The following is a 15640-nucleotide window of genomic DNA, read 5'->3' as shown; positions in this document are numbered from 1 at the left end:
CAACTGTGGAGCAATTGTTGCAACAAATGGAAAAAGAGCTGGTTGGTCAGCGGCAAAATGTTCGGCTACTGCTAACAGCTTTGGTTGCTGGTGGACACGTCTTGCTAGAAGGTGTACCTGGTATCGGAAAGACGAAAATGGTCAGGACCTTATCGGAATTGATGGGGGGCGTAAGCAAACGCGTCCAGTTTACGCCTGACATGATGCCATCGGACATTATTGGTCACGTGGTGTTCAATATGCAGCAAAACCAGTTTGAGACAATCAAAGGTCCTGTTTTCACTAACTTATTGCTGGCGGACGAGATCAACCGGACTCCCCCGAAAACCCAAGCGGCCCTTTTAGAAGCAATGGAGGAAGGGCAAGTGACGATTCATGGTGTCACCTATCCTTTGCCAGATCCGTTTTTCGTCGTCGCTACGCAAAACCCGGTGGAGTACGAAGGAACGTATGTGTTGCCGGAGGCTCAGCTTGATCGCTTTTTGTTCAAGCTAACGATGTCCTATCCTTCGCATGAAAACGAAAAGCAAATCCTCGCCAAACATATTCCCAACAAGCGTAGCCACGAGCGTAATCAAGAGCGGCTCTTTACATGGGAGGCGATTTTGGAGAAGCGACGCCAATTAGAAGAAGTGGTTGTGGATGATTCGATTTTGGAGTACATCACGACACTGATTCGGAATACACGCGAAACGAAACGATTGCTCTTAGGTGCCAGCTCTCGTGCTGGAATCGGTGTGTTGATGGCGAGTAAAGCCTGGGCACTTTTGGACAATCGCAAGTTTGTGACGCCTGATGACGTGAAGATGGTGGCCCGTCCTGCATTGCGGCACCGACTCATACTGTCACCGCAGGTAGAATTGGAGGGGGGTACCAGTGACCACATCATCGAAGAGACGCTGGCGGCTATTCCAGTTCCTCGCTGATTTTTTGGCAGACCGTTTTGTCTTGCCATCGAAGCGACTGCTTGTGGCAGTTTTGCTAGGCACACCCATCGCGATCGTCGGATTTCTACTGGAGATTGGTTATTCGACATTCTTTTTGTACAACGGTTTACTTCTGATCACTAGCATCTTGGATTGGATGACCATCCCTAAACGCCGAGACTTGTCGATCCAGCGAATCTTGCCTGAGCAGACGGATATCGGACAATCGTTTTTGATCGAGCTTGAGCTGGCGAACAGAAGCGGGCAATCCGTTGCGTACTCCATCGTAGATGATCTTCCGTTGTCATTTGAAGAAGCCGGACCGGTCACAGGTGTGATGGAGCAACCTTTCACTAACATAAGTTTTGAAACAAGAGGAAAAGAACGCGGAGAGTACGTGTTCCGATGGCTTTACATGCGGTGGCATGGCAAGCTCGGCTTGTGGTATCGCCAAAGCCGCTTTGCGTGTGAACAAACGATCAAGGTATATCCTGACCTTTCAGCCGTTCGTGGCTATTTGGCTTCGTTGCAGGAGAGCCTGATCGTCGACGGGAAAAAAATCATGCGCAGGGCAAAAGCTGGGACGGAATTTCATGCGATCCGCGATTACGTGCCTGACGATGATCCTCGGATGATTAACTGGTCTGCTTCAGCACGCTCCCGCCGTCTGATGACGAACCAATATCGACCAGAGCATGGCAAGGTGATTACCATACTGGTCGATTGCGGTAGGTTGATGGGTGTTGAGCTGGATAACCAGACGAGACTGGATCGATCACTGGAGTCTGCGCTCACGTTAGCAGCGGTGGCATTGCGTCAAGGAGATCAGGTAGCGCTACTAGCCTATTCGCATGAGATCAAGACGTACATACCTCCAGGTAGAGGGCTGCGCCACTTGCACACCCTTTTGGAGGCAACCTACAACCTGACGAGTGATTTTGTAGAGGCTGATCCGGCGAAGGCGCTTGAATTTTTGAATCGCCAGCAGAAGAGAAGGAGCTTGGTGGTTCTTTTTTCAGATATGGAAAACTACCTCGTCGAAGATCAGTTGAGCAATTATTTGTGGCGGATGCGCCGTTCGCATTTGCTCTTGCTGCTGTCTTTGGCAGATCCTCTTCTGCATGAATGGAGTCATATAGACACGAGCAACAGCAGCTTGGCGTTTACGAAGGCGGTAGCTCAACGGTTCCAGCTCGATCGCAGGGCGTTTCAACAAAAAATGATCGGCGCGGGTATCCAGGTACTGGACGTTCCGGCCGATCAATTGACGCTAACGGTTATCAATACTTATTTGGATATCAAATCAAGAGAAGCTTTGTGAGAATTGGGTCTGTATCCGAGGAGGTACCAGGCAATCAGCAAAAGCAATGTGCCGACAGCTACGATATACTTGGCTTCGAGTGAGAGACTCGATGGAGTAATATAGCCCTCGATGATTCCCGCGATGAACAAAAGTGGGATGGTAGCCAATAGTAGATACGCTGATTCTTTTGCCGCCTCCAAAAATTGATGTCTTCGTGCGTACCGGCCGGGCACAAGCAGACGGTACCCCATGTGAAGACCTGCTCCGCCAGCAATGAAAATGGCAGTCAGCTCAATCACGCCGTGTGGCAAAATGTAGGCCCAAAACGCATAGCTGCTATCTGCCTGATAGTAGACGGCTGCCAAAGCTCCAACCAGAAGGCCATTGAACAAGAGAAGGTAGATAGGGACGATTCCAAACGTTATTCCACTGACGAAGGCCAGCATCGCAACCTTGATGTTGTTGGTCATAATCATCGTGGAGATGACCGGACTGTCGAGAGATTCGTGCCCTTCTCCCAGCCTAGATGGATCGATCTGCTCAGCCATCCCTTGTGGCAATACATAATACAGGTTGAGTGGATCGACCATAACGGCGGCAAAGCCAGAAATACCACCGATGATGAAGAGAAGCGCTGCCACACCAATGAAGCTCATTCGCTTATGTACGAGACCCATCAAGTAGCTACCAAAGAAATGCTTGAGCTGCTGCCAGCTGCCTATTCGCTGCTTGTACGCCAAATTATGTGCACGTAAGACGAGTTGATTTAAGTAAAGTGTGATCTCGTCTGCAGGATGGTAGGAGCGCACATAGGCCAAATGAGCAGATGTTTTCTTATATAGTTGAGTCAGGCGATCAATATCGGTAGCACTAATGTGTCGAGGTTGTCGGGTAAAACGCTCCACTAATTGTTCCAGTTCGGCCCAAGAGGCTTTATGCTTGTGCCAAAACGAGGTAATATCCATGTATAATGCCTCCTTCATTAGCGCGTGTGTAAAACTCGAAAAAACCTCAAAGTTTCGAGGGGGGGAAGAAAAATATCATGAATGAACCGACATACGTCAGTGGGGCAAATCGAGAAGCGTCTGTCGTGACGCCCGAGCATGTTATGCTGCGATTTCAGACGGCAGGTCTAGGTAGCCGCGCCACTGCGATGCTGATTGATACAGGAATCTTGCTCCTGGTTAATCTTACTGTATTTATTTTGTTTGGTATAGTTTTATTTGGAAATGAAGATGGTTTTTTCCTGGATTCTGACAACTACGTGTTGGCCATCGTCCTCCTGGTTATCTTCGTAGTGAATTTTGGCTACTATTGGTTATTGGAAGCATTCTGGGGCGGACAGACCGTTGGCAAAAGGCTGGTGGGAATCCGGGTCATCCGTGATAACGGACAGCCTGCGACTTTTGTTTCCTCAACGATCCGGAATCTGTTTCGTATCATTGACGCAATTCCAACTGGTTATTTTCTCGGGGCGCTCGTATGCTTTTTTCACCCCCGTGATAAGCGAATTGGCGATATGGTAGCGGGCACAATTGTCGTGGTGGAGTCAGGCCAGCAATCGACTCTTTTTCAGAAAAAGAAAGACAAACAGCCAAACGGCTTTGATTTGAATCATGCGCTACTCGTTCTTGATGAGCGCCAGAAACAGGCGATTACCCGAGAGGACTGGCAGCTGCTTTCCTCCTTTATCAGCAGATTATCCTCTTTAACTCAAGCGAAAAAATATGAACTCGGGAATCAAATTGCCAGCATCATGCGCAAAAAATTAGAGCTTGTTGACGAACAGAACACCAAGGAAGACCCGATCCAGTTTTTGCAAAGGCTGCACAATCAGTTGCAAAGCGAATTTCAACTCCGAAAATAAAGGGAGGTACCGCCAAAAATAGTGGCGGTATTTTCTTTTTTCGACTTATTTTCCCATTATTCAGCAAAATGCTGCTTCAAAAACTTTCTATGTTATAATGAAACCTCACTCTAAGTCACAGAAAGGAGGAGGGGGCCGATGGACGACAAATACATGGGAGCGTCATCGACTTCGTCACCCACACTGCCACTTCCGGCAAACGGGACGCAGAAAGGAAGACGCAGAAGAGGCAGTCTTTTTCAGGCATTGATTCCCTCCCAGACAGAAGGAAAGCGCCCTTTACTACCAATCGTTTTGGCCGTTCTGGTCTGGGTAGGACTTGCCTACGCTGGATATGCCTTTGCTGTTTATACGTTGGACAAGCAGCAGCAATTTGTGAACCAACGAATTGATCAAATTCAAGAAGATAATCAAAAGCAGATGAAGGCATTGGGAGATCAATTGACTCTTGTGCAGGAAGAAATGCAAAATGTCCAGAAGGGTCTGGGAAATCTGGAAGAAGATCTGGCATTGACTGGTGAAACCATTGGTGGAACTAACAAGACCAAAGAAGCTCTGCAGGATCGGGTTGACCAGCTCAACAAACAGCTGGTTGATTTGAAAGCATCTCTGAAAAAATTGGAGGATGCTGCCCGTGCTTGGTAAGATAAACCGTTTCTTTCTCTTTCTGTTGGCGCCTGCTCTCGGTTTTTTGGTCGCTTTTGCGCTGGACAATCCAGGGGACAAGCTCCAGACAGAAGGCCTGAAGCTTCCTTCTGCCGTAGCGAAGAGCCAAGCAGATGAGCTGGGGGAACGGCTCAACGACACCAAGGTGCAGCTTCGAAATGTAGAAGTTGTCATCGAAGACATTCAGGATCGCTCGAAAAAGGAACAGAAAGAATACGAGCAACAAAACAAGAACATCAGCAGCGCACTTGAAGCGAGCAAATCCCAGACGCAAAAATCTGCGGATGTATTGGACACGATTTTGTCCAACATGCTTGGCAAGCCGATCGGCCAACACTTCGGGAAAAACTCGACAGTGAAAGTCTATTCCCTGCAAGAAGGCGGATACCGCGGTTATATGGCCAAAGTTCGCCTCAATGATCCGAACGCGTTGAAAATGGTGCTAGCCAACAACTCTGTGAAAAGTAAAGGAGAAACGACGAGTCAAGCTGGTAAGCGTACAGGAGCCATACTTGCGATCAATGCAGGCGGCTTTATGGCGGACAAGCAGGGCAATCTGACTCCGTTAGGCATCACTGTTGTTGACGGCAAGATTCGAACCTTTTCCAATAATGCGAAGCTGAGCTTTGTCGGTTTCAACAACAAAGGTCATCTGGTCGGAACGAACATCAAGACACAGGCGCAAATTACGCAACAAGGGATATTACAGGGAGCGAGCTTTTTGCCGCGTCTCTTGCAAGACGGAAAGCGATTGCCTATTCCTCGTGATTGGGCGAATGCGCGTCAACCGCGAACACTGATCGGTCATTTCGACAACGGCGATTTGCTGCTGATTGTTATTGATGGAAGACGAGATGGTTGGAGCAATGGTGTTACGCTGGAGGAAGCGCAAAGAAAGCTGCAAGAGTGGCATGTCGTAGATGCGTATAACCTCGATGGTGGCGGCTCCAGTGCGTTTTATTACAATGGCAAGCTGTTGAACAAGCCTTCAGGCGGCAAAGAACGACGCGTGGTCAGCAATTTGGTCGTCATGCCATAAGCAAAAATCGCAACACTCTTCTGTGAAGACGACAAGTCTTGCTGCAGAAGAGTGTTTTTTTCTGTAGAGAAAAGTTTGCCTAGGCAACTGTGAATGTGGGTTGACCTTAAAAAATGCTGAAAATTATAATAATAGATAGAAGTAATGAAATGGAATAGGAGGGATCGCATGAAAAAAGGAATGTTGGTTGCTCTCTCGATTGTTTCCGTGCTTTCGTTTCCTCATTTTGCTGTGGGAAAAGTCCCAGGTGTACCAACAGGTGTGCAAGGAGCTACAAAAGGAATTGTCGCGGTCTCTCATCCAGCAGCGGCGCAGGTCGGTAGAGATATCTTGGCAAAGGGCGGTAATGCGATTGACGCTGCGGCTGGGATCCAATTTGCTCTGAATGTGTCAGAACCGTATATGTCCGGTATCGGCGGCGGTGGCTTCATGATGATTTATGTGAAGGATCAAAACAAAGTGACCGTGTTAGATAGTCGGGAAGTGGCGCCTGCCAAGGTGACTCCCCATATGTTTTTGCGGGCAGACGGTACGCCGATCCCGTTTGAGGAGAGACATACGAGCGGTCAGGCCGTAGGTGTTCCAGGTACATTGCTGGGTGTAGAACAGGCGTTGGAATCGTATGGGACATGGGACCTGGGAAAAGTGATAGAACCGTCGATTGAACTGGCGGAAAAAGGAGTTCGCGTCAACTGGGTGTCTGCTCAATTTATTGCCAATTCCATGGAAAAGCTGAAGAAGCACGGGACGGCTGCACAGGTGTTTGCGCCAAATGGCGTTCCACTCAAAGAAGGTGAGATGCTGATTCAGCCCCAGTTGGCGAAAACGTTGAAGATCATCCGCGACAAAGGCTCGGATGCCTTATACGAAGGGGAAATTGGCAAGGCCCTCGTCGAGGAGGTACAAAGGACGGGTGGCTCCATGACACTCGATGATTTGCAGGCGTATCAAGTAAAAGAGCGTGAACCGGTCCGCGGCATGTATCGCGGATATGAAGTGATTTCGATGGCACCACCCAGCTCTGGCGGCTTGACGCTGATTCAGATTTTGAAGCTGATGGAAGGCTACGATAACACAAAGGACGGAATCGGGTCGGTAGCCTATTTGCATCATCTGATTGAAGCCAACCACCTCGCCTACGCAGATCGGGCGGCGTATATGGCGGACGAGGACGTGTATCCAGTACCGAAAAAGGGGCTGATTGCGGAGGAATACATCAAGGAACGGCGTCAGCTCATTCGTGAAGAAACCGCGAATGCCAATATAGTGGCAGGCGACCCTTGGAAGTACGATCCTGGCAGAAAGCCAGAGGTGTCCATAAAACTGAGAGATCAATCTCCGGTCAAGCAGACCACGCACTTCTCTGTGATGGATAAATGGGGGAATATCGTTGCGTATACGACCACCATTGAAGATATTTTTGGCAGCGGTGTGATGGTTCCGGGTTACGGCTTCATGCTCAATAATGAGCTTACAGATTTTGACGCGATTCCAGGCGGTGTCAATCAGGTCGAGCCTGGCAAGCGTCCACGTTCGAGCATGACACCAACCATGGTGCTAAAAGACGGGAAGCCTTTTTTAGCAATTGGCTCACCTGGTGGCTCCACGATTATCGCCTCCGTATCGCAGACGATTCTCAATGTGATCGATCATGGAATGGAAATTGAGGATGCCATCCGTGCACCACGCATTTTTTCTAGCGGCTATCCGAATGTGACGTGGGAAGCGGGTATTGACCAAGATGTCATCCTGCAATTGATGGCAAAAGGTCACGTCTTTGCTGAGGAACCAACGAACATTGGCAACGTCCAAGCGATTGTGTACGATTTTGAAACGGGAAAAATGTACGGCGGAGCGGATAACACACGCGAGGGTACTGTACTCGGGGTAGATGCCATTGCGTATACGGCTGCGCAGCCAGTCCAGTCGCCACAAGAAAAAGAAGGCCCCTTTGATTTACGAGTAAACGGCAATGTCTACCCATATACAGCAGAGCAAAAAGTGATGATAGATGGGGTAGCGTATATTCACGCCAACAAGTTGCTGTTAGGTTTGGGACAAAAAGTGACGTCCTTCCAGTCAGATGTGGTCATGGTAAGGGGAATGCCTTACTTGCCTGTCAAAAAAGTTGGCGAGAAGCTGGGTTATACGGTCATTTGGAAGGAAGAGGAGCGGTCCATCGAGTTAAATCGCAAAAAGTAGGCTGATCAAGGAAAGGATGTAGCAAAATGAAGAAAGTACTTGTACTCGGAGGAACGCGATTTTTTGGAAAGCGATTGGTCCAGCTTCTCGTTGAAGCTGGGGCAGACGTTACGGTGGCAACGAGAGGGCTTACCCAAGTGGAGTTGCCTGACTCTGTCAAAAGAATGACGCTTGATCGCGATGACGTCCATTCACTAGCGGTTGCAGGGGAAGAGCAGTGGGACGTGGTGTACGATAACATCTGTTATTCCTCCCAAAATGCAATGGATGCGTGTAAGGTTTTTCGGGGGAAAGTGGGTAAGTACGTTTTGACCTCTACCCTGTCCGTCTACGATTATGCAGAGGAACCACTACAGGAAGAAGCATTTGATCCATACACGTATGAAATCAACCGGAAAACGAGAGACGAGATGACCTATCAAGAAGGCAAACGTCAAGCAGAAGCCGTCTTTTTTCAGGAGAAGGCCTTCCCTGTCGTAGCCGTTCGTTTTCCAATCGTACTGGCGGAAGACGATTACACTCGTCGGCTATGGTTTCACATTGAGCATGTGCAAGAGGAGCTCCCAATAGGTATCACGAATCCCGCTGCCCGGATATGCTTTATACATGCACAGGAAGCAGCTCAATTTTTGGCATGGGTGGCGACAACGTCCATCACAGGGCCAGTGAATGCCTGCTCGGATGGGGCTGTTTCGCTTGCTGAACTGATGGAGATGATTGCGCAAACAGTCGGAAAACCTGCCCGCATCGAGCCAACGACAGATGCTTCTGATGCGTCTCCCTTTGGGTTTGTAGCATCCTTTTACATGAATAACGGAAAGGCTAAGGCCGCGGGTTTCCCATTTTGGTTGCTGGATGAATGGGTGTCGGCGCTTGTCAAAAACCTAAACGAGGAATATACCTCCGAAAAAGCGTGACCTATCTACCTTTTCTTTCGTATAACTCCATGGTAAGGTAGAGCAGAACATATGTGTCTGTAAGGAACCAGGAGGATCGATCATGAACAAAAATCGCACCAGCAGCCTTGCGATCGTCGCAGCATTATCAGTAGCACTACTCAGCGGATGTGAACCTCCCTCATTAAGTGGAATGTTATCCAGCGAGTCGAATGGACAGTCCGCGGGAGAGGGAACGCAGTCAACGACAGTTAAGCCAAATAACGAGGAGACAGCACGTCCCCAACGGGCATCTCTTACAGAGACGATAAAAGATGTGGATGGAGTGCCAACCGTTACGAATGCAACAGATCTCTCGGTTGTCGTAAATAAACAGCGGGCATTGCCTGCCGATTATATTCCACCGGATTTGATAGAGCCGAATGTGCCGTTTCCTTTTGATGAAAAAGTTGAGAAGCGATTGCTGAGAGCAGAAGCCGCACAAGCATTAGAAGAACTGTTTGCCAAAGCAAAGACAGAAGGTATTGAACTGTATGCTGTTTCTGGCTACCGCTCATATAAGACCCAAAAATCGCTGTACGAAACGTATGTAAGAACACAAGGTGCTGAACATGCCGCTGCCTACAGTGCTGTACCTGGAAAGAGCGAGCATCAGACTGGCTTGGCTATGGATGTGTCCGGATATGATGCAAGTACACGCTTGGAAGAATCATTTGCTGAGACACCTGAAGGAACATGGCTGGCAGCCAACTGTGCAGACTCTGGCTTCGTCATTCGCTATTTGAAGGGCAAGGAAGATACGACTGGATATGCGTATGAGCCTTGGCATTTGCGTTATGTAGGGAAGGAAATGGCGAAAGAAATTATGGCAGGTGGCCTTACTTTGGAGGATTATTTTTCTGAAGCGGCAATTGCCCACAAATAACGTCACCGAAAATGAAAAGAGCCGCCCCGATAAGGAGCGGCTTTTTTTTCTACATGGATAAATGTTAACGTGGAAGGCGAACCTGGGACAGCGGCCAGTATACGACCTCTGCACGTCCTACTACATGATCCAGTTGAACAGGGCCAATGACACGGCTGTCCATACTGTTGTTACGATTGTCTCCCATAACAAACACACTGCCCTCAGGAATCTTCACAGGATCAAAATCTTCGGTTAACGTCACACCTGATGAAGAAGCTTTTAGCTTGTTTTCGACCAAATACTCTTCGCTGAGCGGTTGGCCATTGACATACACTTGATCATTTTTGGCTTCTACGGTGTCACCAGCTACTGCGACCACGCGCTTGATCCAGTTGTCGCCAGTTGCATCTGGATGAATGATGACGATATCGCCAGGTTGCGGTTCTTTGAGATAGTAAACGGCTTTGTTTACGATGACACGCTCGCGGTCTTGCAACGTACTTTCCATGGAACGCCCTTGGACGACGTAGGGAGCCATGACAAATACGTAGATAAAGGCAGTCAATCCGCCAATCAAGACAAACGATTTTAACCAATCGAGCAATTCCGCTTTCCATTTTGGTGTAGGGTTGGTTTGTTCCATTGAAATTCTCCTATGTATGTAGTTTCTGTGGCAAATATGCCTGAGTCAAATGCCTCGTGTGTGTAAGGCTGTCTTCCCATTATACATGCTTTACGAATAGATACGAAAGATGATTCAAGGAAATAATTGGCTTCGTGGATGAAGCTGAAAAAGTCGTAACATTATTTTGCAAGCTTACCTATTGTCAGTTTTTCCTGTTTGAGTTAAGATGTTCATGAAATAAGTTTTACAATAAAAATATTAAGTGGTAAACACTTTGTCTGGCTCATACATATCTTTCGTGAAAAGAAATAATTTCGGGAGTCCTCTTGATCTTCCGGTACTTAGGCTATATAGTTTTATAGTAAAAGTACTTATATTATTAATTTTCCGAAAATGGGTGATGTTGTGAGCAATATGTCCCGTGCCAGTAAACTTGAGGAACTGGATCGAGTATTTGTCGAGATTGCTCGTTTCTTTATTAACAATTGGCTAGAGGAAGAGTCAATCAGTCCGAAGCAGTTTATCTTGCTGCGTGTGTTACATCAAAAAGGACGAAGCACAGTTTCTGAGCTGGCGACTATTTTGAAGTTATCCAATAGTGCCACCACAATCGCACTCAATCGGTTAGTCAAGGCCGGTTTTATTGACCGGGTTCGAGATGAACAGGATCGACGTGTCGTGTGGGTCACTTTGTCACAACAAGCCATTCCGACTCTGGAAGGACTTTTGTGCCACAGGAGAGCACTAGTAGGAAAGCTGCTGGAGAATCTGACTGACGACGAGTTAGAGCAGTTTACGTATTTTCTCAGGAAAATGCAGCAGTGCATATAGCATGCCTTCAAGTTCGGGTTTGGGGACATTCGTGTAAGACAAAAGTGTGTACCGCGGGAATGGGAGTGTACACATATGAAAAAGAAAAGCACACTGATCATGAGTTCTTGTATCCTAGGAGCAGCTCTCTTCACACAAGCTGCATTTGCAGAAGAGGCAGTAAAAGCTACTGAAACGACTACTGCAACAGAAGCAACAACAACGACAACAGAAGAAAAACCTGCAACAGATGAAAAGCCAGCTACAGAAGAGAAACCAGCTACTGAAGAAAAGCCGGCAACTGAAACCACAACAACTGCACCAACAACTAAACCTGAAGTAAAACCTGCGACTCCACAAACAGTTACCCCAATTCAAGGTTTGACTCAACAAGGTGGCTGGGTCATCATGCCAGGTAAAGATGAGTATGTATGGGTAAGTGGTCAATATGTTCCAGTAATCTCTAACGTAGCAGGCTGGGCAATGATGCCAGGAGTAGATCAATTTGTTACAACTGGTGGCGTAACTCCTGTGAGTGCTCCAGCAGCTGGTTGGGCAACGATCGCTCCAGAATCCGATAACGAAAAATAAGCATAGCTGATGATAAAGACGCTTTGTCCCTCGATTGGGCAAGGCGTCTTTTTTCGGCTAAATCTGGAGATTCCCGTACAAACTATAGCGGATAGAAACCAAAAGGAAGGAGGAACGAAAATGGCAGGTTATGATAAAGATCAGGCTCGATCCAGGGCGAGAGAGTTGGGCACTGAGGATGCAGGTGGAGCCGTCTACTATCAAGAGGCAGACGAATATACGGCTGGTCTAGCTACAACGCAAGAGTTGGTCAGTGACATGTACAAGATGGGAACCATTGAGGACAGGGAACAGACGGTGTAAAAACATAGGAAAAGAGCAAGGTCAGCCTGGATACAAGGAGGCTGGCCGCTTTTTGTTTCGTTGATAAAAAATTTTTTATTGACTTGGTAGATTGTATCGGTAAAAATACAAGAGGAATCAGAAAATTTAAAAAGGGTGTGCCACGAATGAGAGACTCACGATTAGATCAATTAGCGTACAATCTGGTTAACTATTCTGTACGAGTACAGCCAGGGGAAAACATTTTGATCAACGCGAAAGGGGACACACCGGATTTGGTGCAAGCCCTCGTGCGTGAGATTTACAAAGCAGGCGGCAGTCCTTATGTTCAATTGATTAATCCTGCCGTAAGCCGAGAGATCGCAATGAATTGCAATGAAGAGCAGTTGAAGACCATGGCTCAACATGAAGTTGAACTCATGGAGAAAATGCAAGGTTACATCGGGATTCGTGCAGCGAACAACATCAATGAGATGGCTGATGTTCCAAGTGACAAGCTCGGTATCTATTCTCGCCTGTATGAGCTGCCAGTGATGAACGTGCGCGTGCCGAAAACGAAGTGGGTTGTTCTTCGTTACCCGAATCCTTCCATGGCACAGCTTGCGAACATGTCTACAGCAGCTTTTGAAGATTTTTACTTCCAAGTATGTAACCTGGATTACGCGAAAATGGACAAAGCAATGGATAGTCTGGTTGACTTGATGAATCGCACAGACAAGGTTCGCTTGGTAGGACCTGAAACGGATCTCACCTTCTCAATCAAGGACATTCCTGCTGTGAAATGTGCTGGGCTGCGCAATATTCCAGATGGTGAAGTGTATACAGCACCTGTGAAGGATTCCGTAAATGGCGTTATCACCCATAATGCGCCAACACCATACCACGGCTTCACTTTCGAAAATGTTCGCCTGACCTTCAAGGACGGTAAAATTGTGGAAGCGACAGCGAACGATACCGAACGTTTGAATCAAATTTTGGATACGGACGAGGGAGCGCGCTTCGTTGGCGAGTTCGCTATCGGTGTGAATCCTTACATTCGCAACCCGATGAAAGATATCTTGTTTGACGAAAAAATAGACGGAAGCTTCCACTTCACGCCTGGTCAATGCTATGACGAAGCATACAATGGCAACAAATCGTCTGTGCACTGGGACATGGTTTCCATCCAGCGTCCGGATTGGGGCGGAGGAGAAATCTGGTTTGATGACGTCCTGATTCGCAAAGATGGTCGTTTTGTCATTGCAGAACTTGAATGTCTGAATCCAGAAAACTTGAAAGGGTAAGACAAAGCCTACCCAAATCATTTGTCGTACTGACGGAGCCTTTCGTGAGCAAGCATAATATCCATTTCTAGCTGAAATAGCATGTGCAGATTGCTTGAAGGAAGAGTAATTCTGCGTGCCGCGTGGTAGAGAAGTGGCTTGTTTTGTTTGAAGACGGTCATGATTTCCACAACCGGAGGAACGACTTGCTTGATTCTTAGCAGACTTTGCAAATAGCGAAGAAAGGTTTGAATGCTAGCCTGGTCATCCTTATTCGGTACCGTTTCAATCAAAGCGAAAAAGTCTCGGACGATGATACGCTTCGTCTCCTGAGGCTCCAGTATGGTTGTACGATTCACTTGATCCACCTCACGGGAAAGAGTAACAGCTTCTTTTCTTTACCCGAGAAATGACAAGTGATAAACCTTTTGCTCGATAAAAAGTCTTTGGCATGTGCGTTTGCCAAAGACTTTTCGTTTTTATGGCTAACGATGACCATCGTAGACGCTTGCTTCTTCCATGGGAATCCGTATGCGCAGGAGCAGCCAGGCATTCAAGAGTGAAAACGTCAGGGCAGTTGTCACAGCGGAAAATGTCAGGGGGAGTAGGAGCAGCTCAAGCGATACGACCAAGTAGTTGGGGTGACGAATGAACCGATAAGGACCTCGCTTGATCGGAGCCTCCCCCGGGAGTATGAAGATGCGGGTATTCCACCGTTTGCCCAAGCTGCGAATGCACCAGTAACGAAGTCCTTGCGCGATCAAAAAAAGGCTGAACGGAACCGCCCACCAAGAGGGCAGAACCATGGCGCTGCCTTTTCCCACCACCTCGAAAATAAGCGAGAGAAAAAAGAAAAGATGAAGAAGGACGATGTATTTGTAATGACTCGCCCCAACCTCGTAGCCACCTTTTGACCGGATATAGCGGGCATTCCTCACGGCAACGAGAAGCTCGACCAGCCGCTGCAACACGACTGCAACCATGACGAATCCAAAGAAGAGCAACATGGCTATCTCGCCTCCAGAAGTAAGAGCTCGGAGCTAAATCCAGGTCCAAGCGCAGCGACCAAACCGCGATCTCCTGGCTCCCACGCCCTCTCCAAGCTTTTTTCCAAGACGAACAAAACCGTAGGGGAAGACATGTTTCCAAAATTGGTTAAGACATCTTCAGAAAAACGAGTGGCTTCTGTACCAATGCCCAGAGACCGCTGGTAAGCCGTTAATACCTTGGCTCCACCTGGATGGAAAATGAAATGACGCAGATGATCAATAGACATCCCATGCGGTGACAAAAAGCTCTCGACGTTTTCTCGCATCGAAGAACGAATGAGAGTAGGGATGTCTCGAGAGAAAATGACTTTTAACCCCGGATCGGTCAATTCCCATCCCATAACATCTACAGTGTCGGGCCATGTTGTCGTTCGCGCATCACAAAATTGAACCTTAGGTGCGTCAGAAGAGGACAAGACTTGGTCTCCTTCTATTAATGCGGCTGCAGCTCCATCTCCAAATAGGCACGTTGCGACCAAATTGCTTTTAGACAAATCTTGTCGGATGAAGGTCAAGCCGCACAGTTCTACGCTCACAAGCAATACTCGTCGTGAGGGATAAGCCTGGGTGTATTCACATGCCCGCGACAATCCCATCGCTCCACCGGCACAGCCAAGACCCCACAACGGTACACGGGTTGCTTGCGGACGGAGTCCTAAACGGTGAAGCAAGCGGGAATCAAGGCTTGGGGTCGCAATGCCAGTGCTTGATACAAACATCAGACAATCGATGGATGACGGCTCGACGCCAGCTTTTGTCAAACACTTTCGGGCTGCTTCCTCGGCCAAGGCTTCCGCATGTTCGATATACAATTGATTTTTCTCTGCAAAGGGCCGGTCCTCCAAAAACCAATCCATTGGCATGCTAAAATATCGCTTCTGAATGTGACTGTGTGCAAATACGTGTAACAAACGGTCTATGTCAGGAAAAGCATCTTGAAAAAATAGGCGTGCCAGCTTCATGGAATCCTCTTGTGTAATCTCGTGGGAAGGTACTGCTGTAGCCACTGCTTCAATACGGGGCATACATTCATTCACTCCCGTCTGTCTTCATTAGCCATTAGCTTATCCCTTCCAATTGGTTCCAATTCATGTTACACCATGTGTATAGACCACAGGCTGGTTGTCAGGATTTTTCCAAGATTCGCGTGAATGAATAAGTGACAGTTTCGTGGTTTTGCTTGAACTTACAAAAAAAGATAGGTAAAATATTCCT

Annotated in this window: 17 protein-coding genes; 12 read left to right on the top strand and 5 right to left on the bottom strand. The window is 47.8% G+C overall.

Features of this window, described 5'->3' with window-relative positions; all coding sequences use genetic code 11:
* The first annotated feature begins 5 nt into the window (after nucleotides 1-5).
* Complete coding sequence (locus PMI05_RS25720; RefSeq protein ID WP_007728285.1) at nucleotides 6-926, top strand: MoxR family ATPase; 921 nt, start codon at nucleotides 6-8, stop codon at nucleotides 924-926.
* Nucleotides 877-2247, top strand: a complete 1371-nt coding sequence (locus PMI05_RS25715) for a DUF58 domain-containing protein (RefSeq protein ID WP_007728282.1) — start codon at nucleotides 877-879, stop codon at nucleotides 2245-2247. Before PMI05_RS25720 ends, PMI05_RS25715 begins: the two co-directional genes overlap by 50 nt.
* Here the strand turns inward: PMI05_RS25715 and PMI05_RS25710 are convergent.
* Nucleotides 2214-3194 (bottom strand): stage II sporulation protein M, encoded by a 981-nt coding sequence (locus PMI05_RS25710; protein WP_007728280.1) that lies wholly within the window; start codon nucleotides 3192-3194, stop codon nucleotides 2214-2216. The genes PMI05_RS25715 and PMI05_RS25710 overlap by 34 nt on opposite strands.
* A 77-nt stretch (nucleotides 3195-3271) precedes the next feature.
* Between PMI05_RS25710 and PMI05_RS25705 the strand changes: the two genes are divergently transcribed.
* The 6 genes from PMI05_RS25705 (at nucleotide 3272) to PMI05_RS25680 (ending at nucleotide 9824) form a co-directional block, all read left to right on the top strand.
* Complete coding sequence (locus tag PMI05_RS25705) at nucleotides 3272-4096, top strand: RDD family protein (RefSeq protein ID WP_007728278.1); 825 nt, start codon at nucleotides 3272-3274, stop codon at nucleotides 4094-4096.
* 138 nt (nucleotides 4097-4234) lie between these two features.
* Nucleotides 4235-4741, top strand: coding sequence for a hypothetical protein (locus PMI05_RS25700; RefSeq protein WP_007728276.1), 507 nt, complete (start codon nucleotides 4235-4237; stop codon nucleotides 4739-4741).
* Nucleotides 4722-5801 (top strand): phosphodiester glycosidase family protein, encoded by a 1080-nt coding sequence (locus PMI05_RS25695; RefSeq protein WP_081496878.1) that lies wholly within the window; start codon nucleotides 4722-4724, stop codon nucleotides 5799-5801. Before PMI05_RS25700 ends, PMI05_RS25695 begins: the two co-directional genes overlap by 20 nt.
* Nucleotides 5802-5969: 168 nt before the next feature.
* Nucleotides 5970-8003 (top strand): gamma-glutamyltransferase, encoded by a 2034-nt coding sequence (ggt, locus tag PMI05_RS25690; protein ID WP_007728272.1) that lies wholly within the window; start codon nucleotides 5970-5972, stop codon nucleotides 8001-8003.
* Between the two features lie 26 nt (nucleotides 8004-8029).
* The gene (locus PMI05_RS25685) at nucleotides 8030-8920 is read left to right on the top strand and encodes an NAD-dependent epimerase/dehydratase family protein (protein ID WP_007728269.1); all 891 of its coding nucleotides are present in this window, start codon (nucleotides 8030-8032) and stop codon (nucleotides 8918-8920) included.
* A gap of 82 nt (nucleotides 8921-9002) precedes the next feature.
* Nucleotides 9003-9824 carry a D-alanyl-D-alanine carboxypeptidase family protein gene (locus PMI05_RS25680; RefSeq protein ID WP_007728267.1) on the top strand — a complete coding sequence of 274 codons (822 nt, stop codon included), beginning with the start codon at nucleotides 9003-9005 and terminating at the stop codon, nucleotides 9822-9824.
* A gap of 64 nt (nucleotides 9825-9888) precedes the next feature.
* On the opposite strand, the gene lepB is transcribed toward PMI05_RS25680, so the two are convergent.
* Complete coding sequence (lepB, locus tag PMI05_RS25675; protein ID WP_007728265.1) at nucleotides 9889-10449, bottom strand: signal peptidase I; 561 nt, start codon at nucleotides 10447-10449, stop codon at nucleotides 9889-9891.
* A gap of 387 nt (nucleotides 10450-10836) precedes the next feature.
* On the opposite strand from lepB, the gene PMI05_RS25670 reads away from it, so the two are divergent.
* The 4 genes from PMI05_RS25670 (at nucleotide 10837) to PMI05_RS25655 (ending at nucleotide 13397) form a co-directional block, all read left to right on the top strand.
* Nucleotides 10837-11262: a MarR family winged helix-turn-helix transcriptional regulator gene (locus tag PMI05_RS25670; RefSeq protein ID WP_039961380.1), complete on the top strand. Its 426-nt coding sequence runs from the start codon at nucleotides 10837-10839 to the stop codon at nucleotides 11260-11262.
* Between the two features lie 75 nt (nucleotides 11263-11337).
* Nucleotides 11338-11832 carry a hypothetical protein gene (locus PMI05_RS25665; protein WP_007728261.1) on the top strand — a complete coding sequence of 165 codons (495 nt, stop codon included), beginning with the start codon at nucleotides 11338-11340 and terminating at the stop codon, nucleotides 11830-11832.
* Between the two features lie 120 nt (nucleotides 11833-11952).
* Nucleotides 11953-12135 (top strand): DUF4025 domain-containing protein, encoded by a 183-nt coding sequence (locus PMI05_RS25660; protein ID WP_007728259.1) that lies wholly within the window; start codon nucleotides 11953-11955, stop codon nucleotides 12133-12135.
* Between the two features lie 146 nt (nucleotides 12136-12281).
* On the top strand, nucleotides 12282-13397 hold the full coding sequence (locus tag PMI05_RS25655; RefSeq protein WP_007728257.1) for an aminopeptidase: 1116 nt from the start codon (nucleotides 12282-12284) through the stop codon (nucleotides 13395-13397).
* 17 nt (nucleotides 13398-13414) lie between these two features.
* On the opposite strand, the gene PMI05_RS25650 is transcribed toward PMI05_RS25655, so the two are convergent.
* The 3 genes from PMI05_RS25650 to PMI05_RS25640 form a co-directional block, all read right to left on the bottom strand.
* Complete coding sequence (locus PMI05_RS25650) at nucleotides 13415-13735, bottom strand: hypothetical protein (RefSeq protein WP_007728255.1); 321 nt, start codon at nucleotides 13733-13735, stop codon at nucleotides 13415-13417.
* A gap of 126 nt (nucleotides 13736-13861) precedes the next feature.
* Nucleotides 13862-14383, bottom strand: a complete 522-nt coding sequence (locus PMI05_RS25645; protein WP_007728246.1) for an isoprenylcysteine carboxyl methyltransferase family protein — start codon at nucleotides 14381-14383, stop codon at nucleotides 13862-13864.
* Nucleotides 14384-14385: 2 nt separating this feature from the next.
* A complete protein-coding gene (locus tag PMI05_RS25640; RefSeq protein ID WP_007728244.1) occupies nucleotides 14386-15450 on the bottom strand; it encodes a type III polyketide synthase in 1065 nt (354 codons plus the stop codon).
* Nucleotides 15451-15640 lie beyond the last annotated feature (190 nt).

The organism is Brevibacillus sp. BC25 (assembly GCF_000282075.1).
Taxonomy (GTDB): Bacteria; Bacillota; Bacilli; order Brevibacillales; family Brevibacillaceae; genus Brevibacillus.
Note: the sequence above shows the minus strand (reverse complement) of the source record. Positions and strands in the feature narration are given on the sequence as shown.

Excerpts from the sequence above, each read along its gene's own strand:
- ggt (WP_007728272.1), top strand. The coding sequence starts at position 5,970 with ATGAAAAAAGGAATGTTGGTTGCTCTCTCGATTGTTTCCGTGCTTTCG.
- PMI05_RS25665 (WP_007728261.1), top strand. The coding sequence starts at position 11,338 with ATGAAAAAGAAAAGCACACTGATCATGAGTTCTTGTATCCTAGGAGCA.
- PMI05_RS25695 (WP_081496878.1), top strand. The coding sequence starts at position 4,722 with ATGCTGCCCGTGCTTGGTAAGATAAACCGTTTCTTTCTCTTTCTGTTG.
- PMI05_RS25705 (WP_007728278.1), top strand. The coding sequence starts at position 3,272 with ATGAATGAACCGACATACGTCAGTGGGGCAAATCGAGAAGCGTCTGTC.
- PMI05_RS25680 (WP_007728267.1), top strand. The coding sequence starts at position 9,003 with ATGAACAAAAATCGCACCAGCAGCCTTGCGATCGTCGCAGCATTATCA.
- PMI05_RS25700 (WP_007728276.1), top strand. The coding sequence starts at position 4,235 with ATGGACGACAAATACATGGGAGCGTCATCGACTTCGTCACCCACACTG.
- PMI05_RS25685 (WP_007728269.1), top strand. The coding sequence starts at position 8,030 with ATGAAGAAAGTACTTGTACTCGGAGGAACGCGATTTTTTGGAAAGCGA.
- PMI05_RS25645 (WP_007728246.1), bottom strand. The coding sequence starts at position 14,383 with ATGTTGCTCTTCTTTGGATTCGTCATGGTTGCAGTCGTGTTGCAGCGG.
- PMI05_RS25655 (WP_007728257.1), top strand. The coding sequence starts at position 12,282 with ATGAGAGACTCACGATTAGATCAATTAGCGTACAATCTGGTTAACTAT.
- PMI05_RS25640 (WP_007728244.1), bottom strand. The coding sequence starts at position 15,450 with ATGCCCCGTATTGAAGCAGTGGCTACAGCAGTACCTTCCCACGAGATT.
- lepB (WP_007728265.1), bottom strand. The coding sequence starts at position 10,449 with ATGGAACAAACCAACCCTACACCAAAATGGAAAGCGGAATTGCTCGAT.
- PMI05_RS25710 (WP_007728280.1), bottom strand. The coding sequence starts at position 3,194 with ATGGATATTACCTCGTTTTGGCACAAGCATAAAGCCTCTTGGGCCGAA.
- PMI05_RS25660 (WP_007728259.1), top strand. The coding sequence starts at position 11,953 with ATGGCAGGTTATGATAAAGATCAGGCTCGATCCAGGGCGAGAGAGTTG.